Source organism: Mangrovibacterium sp., assembly GCF_059905295.1.
Map to the genome: position 1 here is coordinate 1 of NZ_JBZQJF010000334.1, position 18,128 is coordinate 18,128.

16 protein-coding genes are annotated in these 18,128 nt (G+C 43.3%); 5 read left to right on the top strand and 11 right to left on the bottom strand.

The features are described from left to right. The 7 genes from AC37HE_RS16775 to AC37HE_RS16805 form a co-directional block, all read right to left on the bottom strand. Nucleotides 1–892, bottom strand: an 892-nt coding sequence (locus tag AC37HE_RS16775; RefSeq protein ID WP_500784250.1) for a hypothetical protein, incomplete at its 3' end; no start/stop codon positions are given. 825 nt (nucleotides 893–1,717) lie between these two features. Continuing rightward, entirely contained in the window at nucleotides 1,718–2,506 is a 789-nt protein-coding gene (locus AC37HE_RS16780) for an amidohydrolase (protein WP_500784252.1), read from the bottom strand. A 45-nt stretch (nucleotides 2,507–2,551) separates the two neighbouring features. Continuing rightward, entirely contained in the window at nucleotides 2,552–3,103 is a 552-nt protein-coding gene (locus tag AC37HE_RS16785; protein WP_500784254.1) for a 1-acyl-sn-glycerol-3-phosphate acyltransferase, read from the bottom strand. Between the two features lie 3 nt (nucleotides 3,104–3,106). Continuing rightward, nucleotides 3,107–3,772, bottom strand: coding sequence for a B3/B4 domain-containing protein (locus AC37HE_RS16790; protein WP_500784256.1), 666 nt, complete (start codon nucleotides 3,770–3,772; stop codon nucleotides 3,107–3,109). Nucleotides 3,773–3,895: 123 nt separating this feature from the next. Further along, nucleotides 3,896–4,546, bottom strand: coding sequence for a ferredoxin--NADP reductase (locus AC37HE_RS16795; protein ID WP_500784258.1), 651 nt, complete (start codon nucleotides 4,544–4,546; stop codon nucleotides 3,896–3,898). Between the two features lie 11 nt (nucleotides 4,547–4,557). Beyond that, nucleotides 4,558–5,421 (bottom strand): lipoyl synthase, encoded by an 864-nt coding sequence (lipA, locus tag AC37HE_RS16800; RefSeq protein WP_500784260.1) that lies wholly within the window; start codon nucleotides 5,419–5,421, stop codon nucleotides 4,558–4,560. Between the two features lie 362 nt (nucleotides 5,422–5,783). After that, nucleotides 5,784–7,070 (bottom strand): hypothetical protein, encoded by a 1,287-nt coding sequence (locus AC37HE_RS16805; RefSeq protein WP_500784262.1) that lies wholly within the window; start codon nucleotides 7,068–7,070, stop codon nucleotides 5,784–5,786. Nucleotides 7,071–7,229: 159 nt separating this feature from the next. Between AC37HE_RS16805 and AC37HE_RS16810 the strand changes: the two genes are divergently transcribed. The 5 genes from AC37HE_RS16810 to AC37HE_RS16830 all read left to right on the top strand — a co-directional run bounded on the left by AC37HE_RS16810 (nucleotide 7,230) and on the right by AC37HE_RS16830 (nucleotide 11,971). After that, on the top strand, nucleotides 7,230–8,048 hold the full coding sequence (locus tag AC37HE_RS16810) for an FRG domain-containing protein (protein WP_500784264.1): 819 nt from the start codon (nucleotides 7,230–7,232) through the stop codon (nucleotides 8,046–8,048). 111 nt (nucleotides 8,049–8,159) lie between these two features. After that, nucleotides 8,160–8,603 carry a DMT family transporter gene (locus AC37HE_RS16815; RefSeq protein WP_500784266.1) on the top strand — a complete coding sequence of 148 codons (444 nt, stop codon included), beginning with the start codon at nucleotides 8,160–8,162 and terminating at the stop codon, nucleotides 8,601–8,603. 94 nt (nucleotides 8,604–8,697) lie between these two features. Next, on the top strand, nucleotides 8,698–9,171 hold the full coding sequence (locus AC37HE_RS16820) for a DUF4251 domain-containing protein (protein WP_500784268.1): 474 nt from the start codon (nucleotides 8,698–8,700) through the stop codon (nucleotides 9,169–9,171). Nucleotides 9,172–9,536: 365 nt separating this feature from the next. After that, nucleotides 9,537–10,103 (top strand): DUF4251 domain-containing protein, encoded by a 567-nt coding sequence (locus tag AC37HE_RS16825; protein WP_500784270.1) that lies wholly within the window; start codon nucleotides 9,537–9,539, stop codon nucleotides 10,101–10,103. Nucleotides 10,104–10,627: 524 nt separating this feature from the next. Then, a complete protein-coding gene (locus AC37HE_RS16830; protein WP_500784272.1) occupies nucleotides 10,628–11,971 on the top strand; it encodes a tetratricopeptide repeat protein in 1,344 nt (447 codons plus the stop codon). A gap of 55 nt (nucleotides 11,972–12,026) precedes the next feature. Here AC37HE_RS16830 and bglX read toward each other — a convergent pair whose 3' ends face one another. The 4 genes from bglX to AC37HE_RS16850 all read right to left on the bottom strand — a co-directional run. After that, the gene (bglX, locus tag AC37HE_RS16835) at nucleotides 12,027–14,297 is read right to left on the bottom strand and encodes a beta-glucosidase BglX (RefSeq protein WP_500784274.1); all 2,271 of its coding nucleotides are present in this window, start codon (nucleotides 14,295–14,297) and stop codon (nucleotides 12,027–12,029) included. 216 nt (nucleotides 14,298–14,513) lie between these two features. Beyond that, nucleotides 14,514–15,974, bottom strand: coding sequence for a rhamnulokinase (rhaB, locus tag AC37HE_RS16840; protein ID WP_500784276.1), 1,461 nt, complete (start codon nucleotides 15,972–15,974; stop codon nucleotides 14,514–14,516). A 91-nt stretch (nucleotides 15,975–16,065) separates the two neighbouring features. Next, nucleotides 16,066–17,334, bottom strand: a complete 1,269-nt coding sequence (locus AC37HE_RS16845; RefSeq protein ID WP_500784278.1) for a glucuronyl esterase domain-containing protein — start codon at nucleotides 17,332–17,334, stop codon at nucleotides 16,066–16,068. 20 nt (nucleotides 17,335–17,354) lie between these two features. Next, nucleotides 17,355–18,128, bottom strand: a 774-nt coding sequence (locus tag AC37HE_RS16850) for a cation:proton antiporter domain-containing protein (protein WP_500784279.1), incomplete at its 5' end; no start/stop codon positions are given.

Sequence of the window (18,128 nt, forward strand, 5' to 3'; positions counted from 1 at the left end):
CGGCAAAATTACCGTTTAATCCGCCATCAGGGACAGTAGACTCTAATACGACCCAGATTTCTACCGGTATTTGATCGCCTGGATTTAATCCTGAAACATCAATTGTAGATTGGAAATACCCATCTTGAGGATAATTTACTGATTTATATCCAGTCACAACTGCTGGTGTAGAAGCATCAATACCTGGTCTTTCGGTATTGACAAAAGCGCCAATAACCATGCGCGATGAATCAAGTCCAAAACCGGTTTCAAAATTCACCTTGAATTCAATTCCACCTTCATCACACGGAAGATTGTCATCCACTGTAATAAAAGCCTCATAAGCCATTATTTGGCCTAAACCTAAATAAGCATAAAACTGGTTCACAATGGACTGCGTTGGAACAGCATCTTTTGTTGCCAAATCGCTACTGTAACCACTCCCCACTGGAGCAGTAGCTTGGCCATAAACACGTCTGTTATAGGAATCTGGTTTATAAATACTAAGTTGTACATTATAGTAGCTTCCATCGGTAAAAGTCGTTTCAGCCGACATATCCGCCAAAGCCAAACTTTGAGCTTTCAGCGACATCGCTGTCCCAAGCTCCGATTCATTCACATACCATTCATAATGGACCTTACCATTTGCGTCGGCAACTAAGGCCCATGGCGCATGCGTATGGTCAGGAATGGCATCTCCAATGTGTGTAATCGAGAGTTGAATCGAATCTCCAGGATTCCAGCCTTCACCTTCAATTACGGCATAATCTCCAGGCAAATAGTCAGCTTTATCTGTAAAAATAGTTGGACTCTCTTTTTGCCCAAACACCATTAATGAAGAAAACAGAAGTACAAAACTAAAAGCAAGGGCTTTTAGTGACTTCATTGAAACGAGGTAGATATTTTCTTTCATAATCTCACATTTTTTCTTTCTAAAGTTTTCGCTGCCCGAGGGGTTATTATTTGCGTTAAACATCCGGCAGCTCATCATTGCATTAATTATTCGTTAGAGAGTGAATATGCGTGTAACGACCAATAGCAGCAAAAGCACTTTGCTCTATTGTCGTTTGATATATGTTGTTTTGAAAATTTTTCGCAATTGAAACCGCTTGTTTCCACACAGTGATTGGGGAAACTGCAACGACTTGTCCTCTGAGAAAGATGTGACAATACGAAGATTGATTCCGGGTAAGTAACTTTCTTAAAACAGTTGGAAAGATATTCTCTATAAGGTAAGAAACCGATTTCAGAAAACTGAAAATCGATAGAGAACATAACATTACCGCTAAATAAAAATTCCAGGTAGAAATTTCATTCATACACATCCGTTTAGTCTTAAAATTTGCTGCGGTAACTTGAAGCACACCGCAATTACTTTTTACAGTTTTACTTTTTGAACGTCCCTAGCATGAGCTTGGCTGAAAACTGTATTTACAATTTACGGCAATCGACTAATTCAAGGCAAGAGGCAAGTGCGAAGAGCCCCCCAATATTGGACGAATAGGGTATTTGGAGTATCAAAATAGGTAAATGAAGGAGCAAAAACTTAAGGATTTTTAACAGATCAGCTAAAAAAGGGCCATTTTTCACCTTTTTTGATGGTGATAAAAAAGACTAAAACGTCATTTTTTAGTCATAAAGAGTAATAGATTGATAAGAAAGAAGGTCTGCGAAGAGGGCACATTCTCTGCAAAAACGACAAATTCAAAGCACAGTGTAAGGCTAAAAAAAGATTATGCTACAGTTCAATTTGAAAGTCATCGGCATCGGGCAAAACAGGGAACTTTTCACGAAATTTTTGAAGTGTAGATAAGGATAAGGCTGTTGTAATCAATTTTTTTGTTGTACCGGCTTCCCCAATACTTTTCCCCCGGGCATCCAAAACCTGACTGTTGCCGGAATACCGTATTCCATTAGCATCGGTTCCGATCCGATTTACGCCGGCAACATAACATTGATTTTCAATAGCCCGTGCTTTCAATAAACATTCCCAAACTTCATTTCGGGGAGCAGGCCAGTTGGCACAATTTAAATATAAATCATAGTCGTTCCGGTTACGGGCAAAAACAGGAAACCGAAGATCGTAACAAACCTGGGGGAGAATTCGAAATCCCTTCACTTCAATAACGGATCTCTTCCGTCCAGGTGTAAAAAAGACATTCTCCTGCCCCATCGAGAATAAATGGCGCTTGTCGTAATATTCGATCTGTCCATCGGAACGGGCAAAAACAAAGCGATTATAAAAGCAATCATTCCGGGCTACCATTAAACTACCAGCTACTACAGCATTCAAAGTTGCAGCTTGCTTTTTCATCCAGTTTACAGTGGGGCCCTCCATCGGTTCGGCGAACTTGTCCACCTGCATCGAAAAGCCCGTCGAGAACATTTCGGGCAGAACGATCAAATCAGTAGCGGAAGGAAGATCCCGGAACAACTGTTCAAAGGCTTCGAGGTTCGCTTGAACATCCTCCCAAACCAAGTCGGGTTGAACCAAGGATAAGGTTAATATTTGATCGTTGCGTTCCATGTATATATATAATATATGCTCCGCTAGTTCCCGGAGTGAAAAAAGCTAATCATCCAGGGTGAACTGATCGCGATGTTTGCCCACCAATCCACGCGTCCGGTAATACGCTTTCATACGACGAATATCCTCTTGGGGATCATCTGTCAAAGGCAAAGTTTCGATCCAGCCAATTTCCTTTTTACCAAAATCGAAAAAGCCCAGGTACACAACAGCACCTGTTGCTTTGGCAATCGTGTGAAAACCGGCTTTCCATCGTTTAGTGGCTTTACGCGTCCCTTCGGGGGTAATGGCCAGGTGCATCACCTCACGCTTGTTCATCTCAGCAACAATCTGCTTAACCACCGAAGCACCTTTGGAACGATCGATTGGGATGGCGCCGGCTTTTCGCAGGAAGTAACCAACCGGCCAAAAGAAAAACTCTTTTTTAATAACAATGTTGGCCACACCTCCAACCGAAGTATAATATAAATAGGAAATAATGAAATCCCAGGCGCTGGTGTGCGGAACACCAATGATAATCGCTTTTTTATGAGGCATTACACCGCTAACAGCTTTCCAACCCAATAACTTGAGCAAAAAACGACAAATAGCTTGCATAGTTTAAACCGTAATTTGATAAGTTTCCACATAAGATGCTGAAGCATAATCGCTCAGCAGTTGAACGGCCGCCTGACTAGACTCATAAAGTGGATGAAACCCTTTATACGAAACCAAAATCATCAGGAATCGTTTGGTGTCGGGGCGCACGCCTGTCCGTTCCGAGTCGGAAGTTGGGGTGCCAAAGGCTCCCAGCTCATCGCGAAAAACCGGCATCCCTTCAATATTCAATTCGCCACGCCCCAATCCTTCATAAGGTTCATCAGCTTTACCAATTCCCATCGTAATGTTTCCCTGAATTTTATCGGCATCGTACCCGCCAATTGAAAGACCGGTACTTATGGAAACATAGTTCAACGCATCAACCACATTGTTTATCTGATACAAACCTTTTTTACTGACAACTCTTCTCAGTAAGGCTTCAGCTGAAAGGCGGTAGCGGGCCGGATCTTTGCCGCAAGCTTTATAAGCCTCCCGGGATGCTGCAATAGTCGGAACAAGTTTGATCTGCTCCATCTGCAGGGAGTTGGCCGTTTCACGACAACGGCGTTCGATGAGTTGCCACAAGTCTTCCCGAAAAAATTCCACCTTCACGTTGCATTCAATACACGACAAGCAGATATCCGGACATTTATCAGCCAACTCTTCCGAGATTTTAATATTTTTCATTTCTGATTTTTAAAAATCAAACCATAAGAAACAGGTTAGCAAAAATAAAAAATAGCAGCGCTTGGCTGCTATTCTTTCTGTAAAAACTAACTTCTTAACTATAACTTGTGGCAAAATCATGTTCTAAAAGAAGACTTCAGTACGAATATTCTCGGCACTCACTCCATAGCCCTCCAGGATATCAGTTGCCTCCTCGATCATATCGGAATTACCGCAGAGGTAACAAATTGTATCTTCTGAAACCGGATTATCTTTCAGGTAATAAGTAACACGACCAAAATAATCGCTTCCCTCCTGGCGCGAAGTGCACAACTGGTAGCGTTCCGGCTTGTAGCTTTTACGGCCATAGGCTTCATCCGGAAAATGGACCCCATGTAACAAGCGGTAGTTCAGCCCGGGATAGCTTTGCACAAACGAGTGAAAAGGAGAAATGCCGGTACCTGTAGCTATTAATAAGGTCGGATGACCAGTCAACACTTGTTCATCCAAAACAAAAAAGCCACGAGGACCTTCAATCTGGATTGTACTGCCAGGTATTAAATGACGTAAATAGCGCGAAAAATCGCCATACTCGACCGTTCGGATCAAAAATGAAAGGCGTTCATCCTGATCGGAACTGTAGATCGAATATTCCCTGGCCTCCCCGGTTTCCGGATTACGCAATACGGCGTACTGGCCAGGTTTAAATTGAAATCCATTCCGATCGAAATGTAGCAGAAAAGTTTCAGGCGTGAGTTCTTCCAACTCAAGCAACTGGTGTAATGATTTGTTCATAAGTGTTTGATTTATGCATTCACATGACGTTCCGCATGGTAGGAAGAACGAACCAAGGGGCTGCTCTCCACATAACGGAATCCACGTTTGTAGGCTTCTTTACGATAAATTTCGAATTGCTCCGGTGTAATGTACTCCACCACTTTCATCAGGTGCGGATCGGGTTGCAGGTATTGTCCCAGCGTTAACACCTTGCAGCCGGCAGCTTTCAGGTCGTCCATGGCTTCCAGCACCTCTTCGGGCTTTTCACCCAGCCCAAGCATAATACCCGACTTGGCAACAATACCCGCTTCAGCAATGTAGGAGATCACCTTCAAGCTACGATCGTAACGGGCGGTGCTTCTGATTTTTGGCGTCAGCCGTTTGACCGTTTCCAGGTTATGCGAAATAACTTCGGGCTTCGCATCAATAACCTTTTGCACCAATTCCTTCTTCGCATGAAAATCCGGAATCAGCGTTTCCATCGTGGTATTCGGATTCAGCTCTTTGATTTGGCGAATCGTCTCGGCCCAAAAGCGGGCTCCACCATCCTGCACATCATCCCGATCGACAGATGTAATCACACAATGTTTCAGGCTAAGCGTTTGAATGGTTTCGGCTAACCGGCGCGGTTCATCCCAGTCCAAAGGCTCAGGAATCAGGTTTTGCACATAACAAAACCGGCAGTTACGGGTACAACGGTCACCCATAATCATGAAACTGGCTGTACCGGCATTCCAACATTCCCCCTTATTGGGGCAGTTACCGCTGGTACATATCGTATTTAATTTGTGTTCGGTAATTAAGCGTTTTACTTTCGAATAGTTTTCACCGCTAGGGAGCTGCGATTTCATCCAACGAGGCAGGCGCTCCTTTGTATTTGAGATATCAGTCATTACAAAATAAGTTTTGACCAGTAAACACGAAAAAAGCAAGCTTGTTCATGAAAAAATTACCCAGGGTTACGCGTAATTAGTCTTCAGTAATAAAAGATTCAAAAGCATACGGATAGCAGGTCTCAACGCACGTTCTAAAATCGCCTATAGTGAAAATTAAAAAGATACTGAACTTTTAAAATTTCACTATAGAACTTTTTTAAAAAGATAGGTATCTTTTGAGGAAAAGATAGGTATCATTTGGGGAAATGACAGGTATCTTTTGGGGAAAAGATTAGTATCTTTTTAGTTGAAGACTAAAATGATTGAAAAAACAGGTAAAGTCCGAAACAAATAACAGGCCTAACGATTCTGATTCCATATTATTTTTTACGCGACAAAGGGACGATGTATTCGAAGCCTAACTGGAAATCGGGGGCATTATTAATATAGAAGAAATCTTCGCCCACATAAAAATTGAATTGGCGGGAATTACGAAGCCAGCCCAATACAAAATAAGCTTTGTATGAAAAATAATACATGGCTGCCGGGGTAATGCGTGCCAGCCAAAATTCCTGGCTGATCTCCTCTCCTTCCCACATATCCCCTTCCTCCAAATAGCCCACACCAATCTCGTCGTAGCCAAGCTGCCCCCACTTGTTATTGGCGCCTTTCAGCAAGGCCCCCTGAAAATTGCTGAGCAAGCCGAACTGAAGAATACTTTTTGTACTTACCGCCCTGTTTAATCCAAAATAAAATTTAAAAGCTCCACGCCACGGGTTATCAATAGCTTTTACACTGCTCCCTGTTTTCAGGAACATTGGCCAGGTCATTCCACCATCAGCCGCCACCGTAAACGAAGTTTTAGGGTGAAGTAAACGATCGTAACGGTAGCCCAGCGAAAGTCCCGGAATAAGATAGCGGTGCATACTGTTTAAGGGCACCGACAAATGCATACCACCCATCAATTGCCCATGCGCATAGGCAGAAGAGTGTGTCAACAATTCCCGGTAATAATGGGCATCAATCACACTGGTAAACCAATCGCCTTTATCGCGGCGATAAGCATTTCCATCTTCATCGCGAAAAAGAATGCTGGCCCGGTTATAAGGGTAAAGTCTTCGTCCATAATTGTCGTCGACAGCAAACGCAGTATGAAAATCCTCAATAAACCGGTCGCTCACCAGATAATGAAGGGGTGACGAACCGCCACTCAACAGATGCAGGTTCATATTCAGGATGAAGCTGTTCTTCTTCCACTTTTGCAGCCAGGCAAAGCGGAAATGCTGCAAAACCCCATCCGACTGAAAGGTTTTCACTTGCGTGTCAACGCCCACCGCCTCGAAATAAGTCGGACGCCAGGTCATATAAAGCTCATTGCTGACACTTTTCTGCGCTGTAGTCAGGTTTTGCGGATAGTAAAACCAGGCCTGCGGATGCCAGACATTGGCCATGGTGTACGAAAACTGAAACTGAGATTTGGCCGTTTGGCTTGAAGGGAAATAAAAGGGTAAATCGAGTGCAAAGATACCAACCGGATGTTCGGGATTGGCTGCCATAAAAGAAACCGGAACCTGCAACAGGCGATTCTCCTTATCGGTATCCTGAGCGCTTGTCTGCAAACAACATACGATAAACAGGAAAGTTATAGTCAGGTTTCTTAGGATCATGATTCTCTTGGCAGTTCAAACACCCTAAGATAGTCGATCCGATGTAAAGAAAGCGTAAATTCACTGTTTTTAAACCTTCAGCTGATTTAAAAATTATAACTTTCAATCGTTTTGTGGTGAAGCAATAAAACACAAACAAAATCATTCAGCCAACAGATCATGGAAAATAAAGCGATATACCAGAACGACTATGTTGTGCACAGTTGGGAAGAATTATGCGAAGAAGTGTACAAGGATTCATGGAAACCGGGCATGGGCCGATACCGGTCCGATTATGCCTTTCGGGGGCTTTCAGACAGTAGTTACGAACTAAAAAGCAGCTTTTTACGCAACTGTGGCTCGCGACCGGAACTGGAATACCACCTGCTGCGTAACTTCCGCAAATACTCGCTTTCGAAAGAAGCCCAGCTATCCGGATCCTTCTGGCGGGCGCTGGTAAAAGCCCAGCATCATGGTCTGCCAACCCGACTGCTCGACTGGACTTATTCGCCTTTCAATGCCATGCACTTTGCAACGGTCAATACGGAAAAGTACGATCTGGACGGGGTAATCTGGAAAGTGGATTTTGTAAAAGCCAACAAGCTAATCAGCAATCCATTAAATCAGGGCTTGCTCGAGGAAAAATGTAATGCCTTTACCATCGAAATGTTGGAAGAAAGCATTCACCGCCTGTCTGATTTCGAGAAGGTGATGGGCCCCAACCAAGTTGCCTTTTTTGAGCCACCGAGTATGGACGAACGTATCGTTAACCAGTTTGCCTTTTTCTCGGTGATGTCTAACCCAACAGCGATTCTCGACGACTGGCTCATACAACATCCCGACCTTTACCGTCGCCTGATCATCCCGAAAGAATTGAAGTGGGAAGTTCGCGACAAACTGGATCAGGCCAACATTACTGAACGTGTGCTGTTCCCCGGTCTGGATGGTTTGGCACACTGGCTGAAACGTCACTATAAACCGGCCACCGACATTATCTAACCAAGACAGAATTGCATCTGTCTAAAAGGCTATGCAATTGAACCTGAACGATAAGCTTTGCGTTCAACTTATTCTATTTAATCTTTCAGCGCCCTATAAACACCTGTCAGTATGAAATTAATTTACACACTCATTGTTCTTATCATCGGCACTATTCTGGCTGTGCAAGGCAGCATCAATACCCAACTCACCACCTTTTTGCGCCATCCGCTGCAAGGAGCACTGGTCAACTTCATGGTTGGGTTTATCTGCTTAATTGGCCTCAACTTCATTTTCCGTACCCAAGTTCCCGACTGGGAGCAGGTGCGCACCGCTCCCTGGTATTTATTTGCGGGAGGGATGCTTGGAGCCATCTTTGTTTCCTCCGTTATCTTTTTCATTCCGAAGATTGGTGTAACAACAGTTCTGGCTGCATCCATTGCCGGCCAGCTGATCGCTGCATCGGTGATCGATCATTTTGGCTTCTTCGGTTTAACAGAACATCCCATTAATGCAGGACGAATTATTGGTATCTTGTTATTGCTTGCCGGTATATTCCTGATTCAGAAATATTAAAAAAAACGACTAACTCGTCTTAAATTTAACAATTAGACAAACAAAGCCTCTTGCGGTGCTTTCTCAAATTCACTAAATTGAAGGACAAAGCTAGTTGATTATAAAACAATTACTTTCAATCACCTTTATTTTACTGATTTGTTTCACTGCAAACAGTGTACACGCACAGGATCAGAAGCTGGATAAAAAAGCCCGAAAACTGGCAAAGAAGGAACAACAAGCGCTTATCTCGAAGCAAAAAGCAGAGTTACTTACCCAAGCTGTTGACTCCTCGACCTTTGTTCTGGAGGCCGACAGGCTGATATGCTCAAGAGGCGTAACCATAAATGTACAGTCCTATTTGAATTTCATCGCCATCAATGGCGAAAGCGGATTTTTACAAGTTGGTTCCAGTACCTGTATCGGGCCAAACGGCGTTGGCGGCGCATCGCTTGATTCCCGCGTAACAAAAATGGAAGTATGGAAAAACAAAAAGAATGACGGTTATTCGATGCAGTTAATCTGCATGTCGAGTTCCGGCACCTATAATATTTCGATCGACAGCAACTACGGCTACGGCAGCAATTAAAAGCAACTGGGGCAGAACACTGAGCTATCATGGAAAACTGGTTCCGTTATCACAGTCCAGAGTCTATAAAGGCTCACCCCGATACTGATAAAAACAGAGAAAATACGATTTTGCAACATACCAGAAACCACTTCAATTCCGACAACAATCGAGTGGAGATCTAAGGTTTTATCCTGTACCATCAATTAAACATTTTTAACACCACGGGGAAATTATTGGCATTATGTTACTGTTTTGGGGTATTTACCGGGTTCAGATAACCGAAAACGACAAATTGACCGGTCTTAATTTTAACAACTATTATACTAAAACCCCTTGTCTTACTCTTTCATATTCACTAACTTAAATGTCAAATTTAGTTAGTCATGAAACAGTTAATTTCAATCACCTTTATTATACTGTTTTGTTTCGCAGCAAACGGTGTAAAGGCACAGGATCAGAATTTGGAAAAGAAAGCCAAAAAACAGGCAAGGAAAGAACAGCAGGCACTTATCTCCAAAGAAAAGGCAGAGTTACTTGCCCAGGCCATAGACTCCTCGACCTTTGTCCTGGAAGCCGACAGGCTGCAAAGCAAAAGAGGCGTTACCATTAATGTTCCGTCGAATTTGAATTTCATCGCAATCAATGGCGAAAGCGGCTTTATACAGATTGGCTCCAACACGCACTTTGGGCCAAACGGTGTTGGCGGTGTATCGGTTGATTCCCGGGTAACAAAAATGGAAGTGAATAAAAACAAAAAGCATGAAAGTTATTCAATCCAGCTGATTTGCATGTCGAGTTCCGGCACCTACGATATTTCAATCAATAGCAACAGCGACGGAGATATTGCTTCGGCAACCATTAGTGGGAATTGGGGTGGTAAACTGACCTACCTTGGAAAACTGGTTCCGTTATCCCAGTCCAGAGTATTCAAAGGCACGCCCCAGTATTGATCAGGATAGCGCAAACACGATATTAAAAAAGGACCACCACTTCAATGTCGACAGCAATCAAGTCAATATTGAAGTGGTTTTTATTTGAGAACAACTCACTACTTAAACATGTCGGAGCTTTTTGCTGCACAGCGATTAGGACTGTTAAGCTTCTCCATCTATAAAACATTATTAACAACGTTTATTTCCTCATTTACATCTAAAAACACCCAGGCTATTGCTTTTAAGGTACTAAAAGCCTTAACTTTGCTTTGCTGAACGCGTTCATCCTCAAGCTAGAAGTATTCATGGAACCCAACAGATAAACCATGTTTGCAACATTCAGCAATTGGAGAATATTCGTTCAGAAAACAGTCGTCATACTGCTTCTGCTTTTTCTTGCAGTATCTTCCCAAGGGCAGCAACAGCAAATCCTTCAGGAATACATTCAGAAGAACTTTATGATACCTTTCGATATCTCTTTTTCGATCGATATAAACGGCTTTTCGCAACCCATATTTGCACCCGTCCCCCAAGCCCCAACTGTGGAATTACTTAATCAACTCCAGGATTCGTTAAAGCTAAAGACCGGCTTTGAATATGCTAAAGTTTTATGCAGAATTGCAACAGTCTATTATTTATTGAATGAGAAAACACTAGCCGCGAAATACAATAAAACAGCTAAAGACTCTTTACAAAAGCAATTTCTCAAAAATCCGAAAGATCCTTTCATCCTTTTATGGCTGAGTGATGCGATGATTCGGGTAAATGATCGCAATGGCCTGGTCTATTATTTCGACCTGTGTGTAGATACGATGCCAGAACCCATTTATTTGTATTACATAGCCCGAAGCATACCGGCTTTAGACTGTTCCGACAGATCGCAGAAACTTACCAGCTATATTGACACTCTCCTTACACGCTATCCGCAAACCGCTGCCGGATATTATTTAAAAACAACGATGGTTATTCAAAATGAAGAACATGATCTAAAGCATCAACTAAATTTTGAAAGCCCCGAAAAGGCCATAAACAGTATTCACGGAGATTTTAGCTTCCTGGATGATGCCATTCAGCAATATTCCAAGAATGAAGAACTGCGATACGTCCTGACAATCTACAAATTAAGCTCTGCTTTAATGGAAAACATATTAAAAAATTCGATGCGTTCCGAAATTTCATTGCACTTAAAGACCCAGCCGAACTTATTATTCAAACTCGATCAGGGAACTACAGAACAATTCCGGCTCTATGAGAACTATTTGATAAAGCTAAAAAGAAAAAGATACTATTGCCAAAAACCAGAACTTCATTTCGCACTCGGTATAATAAACCTATGCAAAAGCAACTTTAAAGAGGCCGATGACTATTTTAGTACGGCTATTCGGAAAAGTAAATCACAATCCGAAAAAACACGCTATCCAAGTTCTGTATTCTACGATGGAATTATCTTATCGCAAATCCTGCGGGAAGATACTCTGTCAGGCGAAAAATGGTTGTTAAAAAAGATAGAAGATCCACTGACACAGAAAACAAGAGCTTCCGACTACATCAAACTAGCTCATTACCGATATCGCGATGGCCAATCGTTCAAAGCCAGAATACTGCTTGAAAAGGCTTTGGATCTGGACTCAACAGCCTGTGATGCTTACGTCGACTTGGCCTACATTGAATTGCATGTCGGGAATTACAGTGCTGCAGCCCAACGATTACAACAATGCTACAAGATAAACGCAAACTATCCCAAGTGTTTGGAATGCGGACTGATCTACGAACTCCTGCAAGATCATCGTCAATATGCACAAAACATTCTCCACCAAATCTTCACAATCGATCCGAAAAACGAAACAGCACTACAGCTCCAACAACAATTCTTTCCCGATTATTAAAAGAAAAAGGCCGGCAATAAGCCGACCTCATAATCATATTGCGAATCGATTCTGACTATTTCAGTTTAAAAGAACCTTTCAAACCGCTTTGCGAGTTCGTGCCGACCCACAGATCGAAGTCACCCGGTTCGGCTTTCCATGTTTTGTCGGCTCCGTAGAAGGCTAAATCATCAGCTCCCAATTCAAACTCAACAGTTTTACTTTCGCCGGCTTTCAGGAAAATCTTATTGAAACCTTTCAGCTCTTTGACCGGACGGGCAATGCTTCCGTACAAATCGTGCACATACAGCTGCACCACTTCTTCGCCATCAATATCGCCCGTATTTTTTACCACTACACTGACTTTCAGCTTCTGATCGGCTGTAATTTCATCAGCACTCAGTTCCAAATCCGAATAGTTGAAGGTGGTATAGCTTAACCCGTAACCAAAGGGAAATAAGGGATCATTCGATTCATCGGTATAATGCGACCAGAATACCGTACCGGTATCTTCCGCACGACCGGTGCTGAAGTGGTTATAATAAATCGGACATTGGCCAACGCTACGCGGGAACGAAACTGTTAACTTGCCCGATGGATTGTAGTCACCAAATAACACATCAGCAATCGCATTACCGGCTTCGGAGCCCAGTTGCCAGGACTCAACAATTGCCGGAACATTTTCGGCCATCCAGTCAATCACCAGCGGGCGACCATTCATTAAAACCACCACCACATTTTTATTGACTGCGCACACCGCTTTCAATAATTCTTCCTGGAAACCTTTCAACCGGATGTCCGTTTGACTGCGGCCTTCTCCTGTTTGGAAACAGTTTTCGCCTAAAGCCATCACAACAACATCCATTTCTTTGGCTAACTCAACCGCCTCGTCAATCCCAGATGGATCAGTTTCATTAAATTCCAATTGTTGGGTAAACTGAGGGTCGTTTTTAACGTACACCGGACCTCGCTCAAAAGCCACATTACTTGGATCAGCCACTGCATTCTCAATTCCCTCGAGCAAGGAAACAGCCGAACCGGTAACAGCTTGTGCGCGCCAGCTACCCAGGGGCGAATCTTTATCGTCAGCCAAATCACCTATTACGGCAATCTTCTGCCCTGACTTTTTCAGCGGCAACAGTTTGTTATCATTCTTCAACAGAACAATACTCTTCTTCGCCACATCGCGTGCTGCTTTCAGGTGATCTTCATTTAATACCAGTCCCTTCTCGTCCAGCTTACTGTATTTGTACGGATCATCAAACAAGCCTAATTCAAATTTCACGCGTAACACCCGACCTGCTGCATCATCAATTAAAGACTCATCCACCAAACCTTCATCAACCAATTCTTTCAGGAACGGCAAATACGAATAGCCTTCCATATCCATATCCGAACCGGCAATAATGGCCAAACGTGCAGCTTCCTTCAAATCGGGAGCCACACCATGATTCTTAATTTCGCCAATGGAATTCCAATCAGATACCACAAAACCATCGAAGTTCCATTCGCCTTTCAAAATATCGCGCAACAAATGAGGGTTAGCTGTCGAGGGTACGCCACCAATTACATTGAAAGAGTTCATCAGCGTTGCAACACCAGCGTCAACGGCTGCTTTGAAAGGTGGTAAAACCACATTTTGCAAGGTATATTCCGAGATATCAACGGTATTATATTCGCGACCAGCCTCAACAAAGCCATAAGCAGCAAAGTGTTTGGCACATGCAGCAATGGTATAATCGTCACTCAAGTTATCCCCCTGAAAACCGCGCACCTGGGCGGCAGCCATTTTAGTTCCCAGGTAGGGATCTTCTCCGGCACCTTCCATTACACGTCCCCAGCGGGCATCGCGCGAAATATCAACCATCGGGGCAAAAGTCCAGTGAATACCAGAAGCTGCAGCCTCAACCGCAGCAATATGCGCACTCTCTTCTGCTGCCGAAGGATCCCAACTCGACGCTGTTGCCAAAGGAATCGGAAACATCGTTTTATAACCATGAATCACATCGTATCCGAAAATCAAAGGAATTCCCAAACGTGTATTTTCTACCGCCAGCTTTTGTGCCTTCATCGTCGCTTCAGCTCCGGTAACGTTCAGCATAGAGCCAACCTTTCCGCTTTTAATCTCCTCCAGCAGTTCTTGTTCACTGCTTCCGGATGGAGCGGGTCCGGTCATTTCCCATCGGGACGTATACTGGTTCAACTGCCCTATTTTCTCCTCGAGAGTCATCTTCGAGAGAAGATTTTCTACTTTCATATCAATGTCAGATTTAGTTTGATTTTGTGCCTCCACACCATGAAACCCCAAGGGTGCAATCAGGGCGGTCAAGAGTAATTTTTTAAGCATTTTGAGTTTATTAGTGATTTAGATTTAAACAAATATAAGAATCTCCGCAATCGGAAAGAACATCCAGAAGTACTTATAAAACAACAAAGTAAGAATGAAAACCTATCAATCGAAAGCAGACAGAACGGATCTTATTGTATTTCAAACAGTAAGCAAGTTGCGACGTGAAAAATCCACGCTCTTTTTGCGATAAAAATTTTTTACGAATTTGATTCTTTAGCAAATTTTTTGATAGGCTTCTTGCCAATCTTCGATTTTCTGAGGCTTAAATTCTTTTAGTTCGAAAGAATTTCGGATCACCTGCCGGATTTCGGATAACGAACCGACCTGTCCCAGTGCTTTAGCCTGCATCATGATGTTACCGGTAGCAGTCGCTTCGGTTGGTCCGGCATAAACCGGCAGCTCACACACATCTGCAGTTAACTGGTTCAGGAAATCGTTGTTACAACCTCCGCCAATAACATGAATCCGATTAATTGGCAAATCGCTTACCTGGCGAATTTCCGCCAAGGTCTTCCGGTACTTCAAAGCCAGGCTATCATAGATACAACGAATGATCTCAGCATGATTTTCGGGTTTCCCCTGCCCGGTTTCCTCACAAAAGGCAACAACCGTTTCAGGCATATTATCCGGATTCAAAAATCGGGAATCATCCGGGTCAATAACAAATTTGAATGCCTTGACCGATTTGGCCAGATCAACCATCTCCGGCCAGCTGTATTCATACTCGCGGGCCCAAATCCTACGGCATTCCTGGATCAACCACATCCCCATAATATTTTTCAGGAACCGGGTTGTTCCCTCAACACCACCTTCATTGGTAAAGTTCAATTCCAGCGACTTGTCCGAGACAATAGGTTCCGGAATCTCAATCCCGAAAATTGACCAGGTGCCGGAACTAAGGTATGCAAAGTTCTCATCCTCTGCCGGCACCGAAGCAATTGCCGATGCTGTATCGTGACCACCAACAGCAACAACAGGAATTTGCGAGCAACCGGTCTCTTCAGCAATATCTTCTCTCAACAAACCAATCTGTTTTCCGGGACGAATAACTTCACCTAATATGCCGGTAGGGATTCCTGCCTCATGAAGCAGGTCAGTTTGCCAGGCACAACTTCCCGGCACTAACATCTGACTAGTACTGGCAATGGTAAACTCTGTTTTGGCTTGTCCCGAAAACAAATAATTCAGCGCATCGGGCATGAACAAAATGCGCTTGGTTATCGACAATAATGCACAGTCGTCCTTCACCATCGAAAATAATTGAAACAAGCTGTTGAACTGCATGAACTGAATACCTGTTTGCCGGTAAACCACTTCCTTGGGAATCCGCTGAAACAAATCCTCCATCGCGTTATCCGTACGGCTATCGCGGTAAGCATAGGGCAACGACAAGATCATTCCATTTTCATCAAGATGCACAAAATCTACGCCCCAGGTATCCACTGCAATCGATTCGGGCTCAACACCAAAATCCCGAATGCAGATGGCAAGCCCTTTTTTGAGCTCCTGAAAAAGACTGAAGATATTCCAAAAATAGTGTCCGTTAATTCGTTGCATTTGATTGACGAAACGGTGAATTTCCGTTAATTCCAGTTTAGAATCGGATAAAGTTCCCAGGATGGCACGGCCGCTGGATGCGCCAAGGTCGAAAGCCAGGTAATGATGTTTTGGCATAGTCGGTTTTGTTTGGTTTGAAAACCGAAAATAAGGAAATTCCTTTAAACTATGCTGTAGTGTGCTGATAAATCTTTCCGGGAAATCCGACTTAGCGGGCAATGTACTTTTTTGCCCAGGCCAGGTATTGTTCCCAATCATAAGCCTTAATCGCATGCTTCCCGCTTCTTAAATGGTACGAAACCACTCCACCAACCGGATGTTCCGGTGCAGGCATGTTATCATCAACCAAGCCGGGGATATCATAAAGCTTGTAAACAGACGAAGCAAAACGGACTCCCAGAAATTCACCTTTCGGATCACTCCAAAGATCTTCTGTTGCACTGGCTACATACAACGGTCGGGGGGCAATTAAAGCCAGAAGCATATGCTGATCAACGGGAAGCAAATCTTCCCGATCACTGTATTTCTTGAAATTATCGTCAAACCAATACGGGAAATTCCGATTAATTACAGCAACCGTTTCGCCAATACGCCGCCGTGAAATAGCTGCACCCATACACCCCGAATCATTGGCAATACAACCTGCAAAACGTTGATCGGCAGCCACTGCCCACAGAGCCGTTTTCCCCAGACGCGAATGCCCTAAAACAACTACTTCATGATTGTTGATCAGGCTGTCGGTCTCCAAATAATCCTGCACGCGCGATAATCCCCATGCCCAGGCAGCAATGGAACCCCACTCGTCATAAGATGGATGCTCCTGCCCTTCTTTATAAAACAAAGACTGAATACCATCCGAGTACTCCTCGTAATCCGGATCAATATCGCCGTAATAAAGAGTTACCAAACCAAAGCCGGCATCCAAAATCTTTTCGATTGGCCAACTTTCAGCATCTGCTCCACGGGATTGCTCTGTCAAACGGTTATTGACAATTCCCAACGAGGGATTGTTATACACCCATGATTCACTGATCCGAATAGCTGGATCCCTGTTTATAGCATGATTTCCGATGAAATTATAGGCCAGGATAACCGGCACAGGCTTATCCGACTTTGGAAGATAAATAAGCACGCCTGCAGATATTTCTTTTCCATTTTCCGAGAAAATCAAATCGAATTGTGTTCTCGTTGCTTTGCCATTAAATGCTGAAACATGATTCTCGTAAGTTATCACTTCAGGTGCGTTAATTTCTCCCGGGACCATACCGTAAACCTCTTTCTGAAAAAGTTTCAAAATTTCAGGTCGCCGGAGTTTCTCCCATTGCTTCGCATTTCGAATTTTCCGTCCACTTTCCGTTTTTAATACTTCAGGCAAGGTATAGGCCGGAATTTTATCTTCATCGTAATTTATAGCAGCTCTCTGTGCAAATCCGCTAAATACATATAGAGAAAAGAATAAGGTTAATAGTAGTTTCATTGAGTTCGTTTCAGTTTTGGTTATTTGGGCAGCCCGACAGAATTATTTCGGCCTTTTCGATCGGCAATTAAGGCCCCCGCCATAATAATACTTGATGCCATAATGACTAAGAGCAAAGCTCCACTTTCAAACTCCCTTACCTGGAATTCAGTGGGAATGGCATAAAACAACAAAATTGAGATCAAGCCACGCGGAGCCAAAAAAATCTGTGGTATCACGTCTTCGCGGTCAACGATATAAAACAGGATAACCCGAATCAGATATAAAATAAGAATGAAGCCACCGCTCATGATCCAAATACCCGGGTGAGTGAGCGTCTGCAGCGAAAAGCTAATTCCAAAGACCACAAAAAAGAAGGTCCGAACAATGAACGAGGTTTCGATTGTAACCATCTTAAAGTTCTCAAACAGCCCATCGATAGCATCTTCCTTGAACCAATTTTTTACCCGTCCCCAAAGCAAAACTTTGTAATTACCCAATAGCAGCCCAAATACTAAAATGATGAGCAAAGACGATAGATGGAACAGTTTTGCCACGGCATACATCAACACCAAGACTGCCAGAAATAGAAAGAAACGAGCCTGTGATCTTATATTCTGAATGATCAATAACAGCAACAAGCTTAAAGCTACCGCCAAAGCCATCGTTAGCAGGATATTTCCGCTCAGTACCAACGCAACTGTACCGGCATCGTCCAGGTTGAAGTTTTCAATCAGAAAATAGAAGAACATGATACCCAGAATGTCTGAAAAAGTACTTTCATAAATCATAAATTCACGCTTGTACTTTCCCAG

Excerpts from the sequence above, each read along its gene's own strand:
- rhaB (WP_500784276.1), bottom strand. The coding sequence starts at position 15,974 with ATGCCAAAACATCATTACCTGGCTTTCGACCTTGGCGCATCCAGCGGC.
- bglX (WP_500784274.1), bottom strand. The coding sequence starts at position 14,297 with ATGCTTAAAAAATTACTCTTGACCGCCCTGATTGCACCCTTGGGGTTT.
- AC37HE_RS16795 (WP_500784258.1), bottom strand. The coding sequence starts at position 4,546 with ATGAACAAATCATTACACCAGTTGCTTGAGTTGGAAGAACTCACGCCT.
- AC37HE_RS16780 (WP_500784252.1), bottom strand. The coding sequence starts at position 2,506 with ATGGAACGCAACGATCAAATATTAACCTTATCCTTGGTTCAACCCGAC.
- AC37HE_RS16815 (WP_500784266.1), top strand. The coding sequence starts at position 8,160 with ATGAAATTAATTTACACACTCATTGTTCTTATCATCGGCACTATTCTG.
- AC37HE_RS16845 (WP_500784278.1), bottom strand. The coding sequence starts at position 17,334 with ATGAAACTACTATTAACCTTATTCTTTTCTCTATATGTATTTAGCGGA.
- lipA (WP_500784260.1), bottom strand. The coding sequence starts at position 5,421 with ATGACTGATATCTCAAATACAAAGGAGCGCCTGCCTCGTTGGATGAAA.
- AC37HE_RS16810 (WP_500784264.1), top strand. The coding sequence starts at position 7,230 with ATGGAAAATAAAGCGATATACCAGAACGACTATGTTGTGCACAGTTGG.
- AC37HE_RS16785 (WP_500784254.1), bottom strand. The coding sequence starts at position 3,103 with ATGCAAGCTATTTGTCGTTTTTTGCTCAAGTTATTGGGTTGGAAAGCT.
- AC37HE_RS16805 (WP_500784262.1), bottom strand. The coding sequence starts at position 7,070 with ATGATCCTAAGAAACCTGACTATAACTTTCCTGTTTATCGTATGTTGT.
- AC37HE_RS16790 (WP_500784256.1), bottom strand. The coding sequence starts at position 3,772 with ATGAAAAATATTAAAATCTCGGAAGAGTTGGCTGATAAATGTCCGGAT.
- AC37HE_RS16825 (WP_500784270.1), top strand. The coding sequence starts at position 9,537 with ATGAAACAGTTAATTTCAATCACCTTTATTATACTGTTTTGTTTCGCA.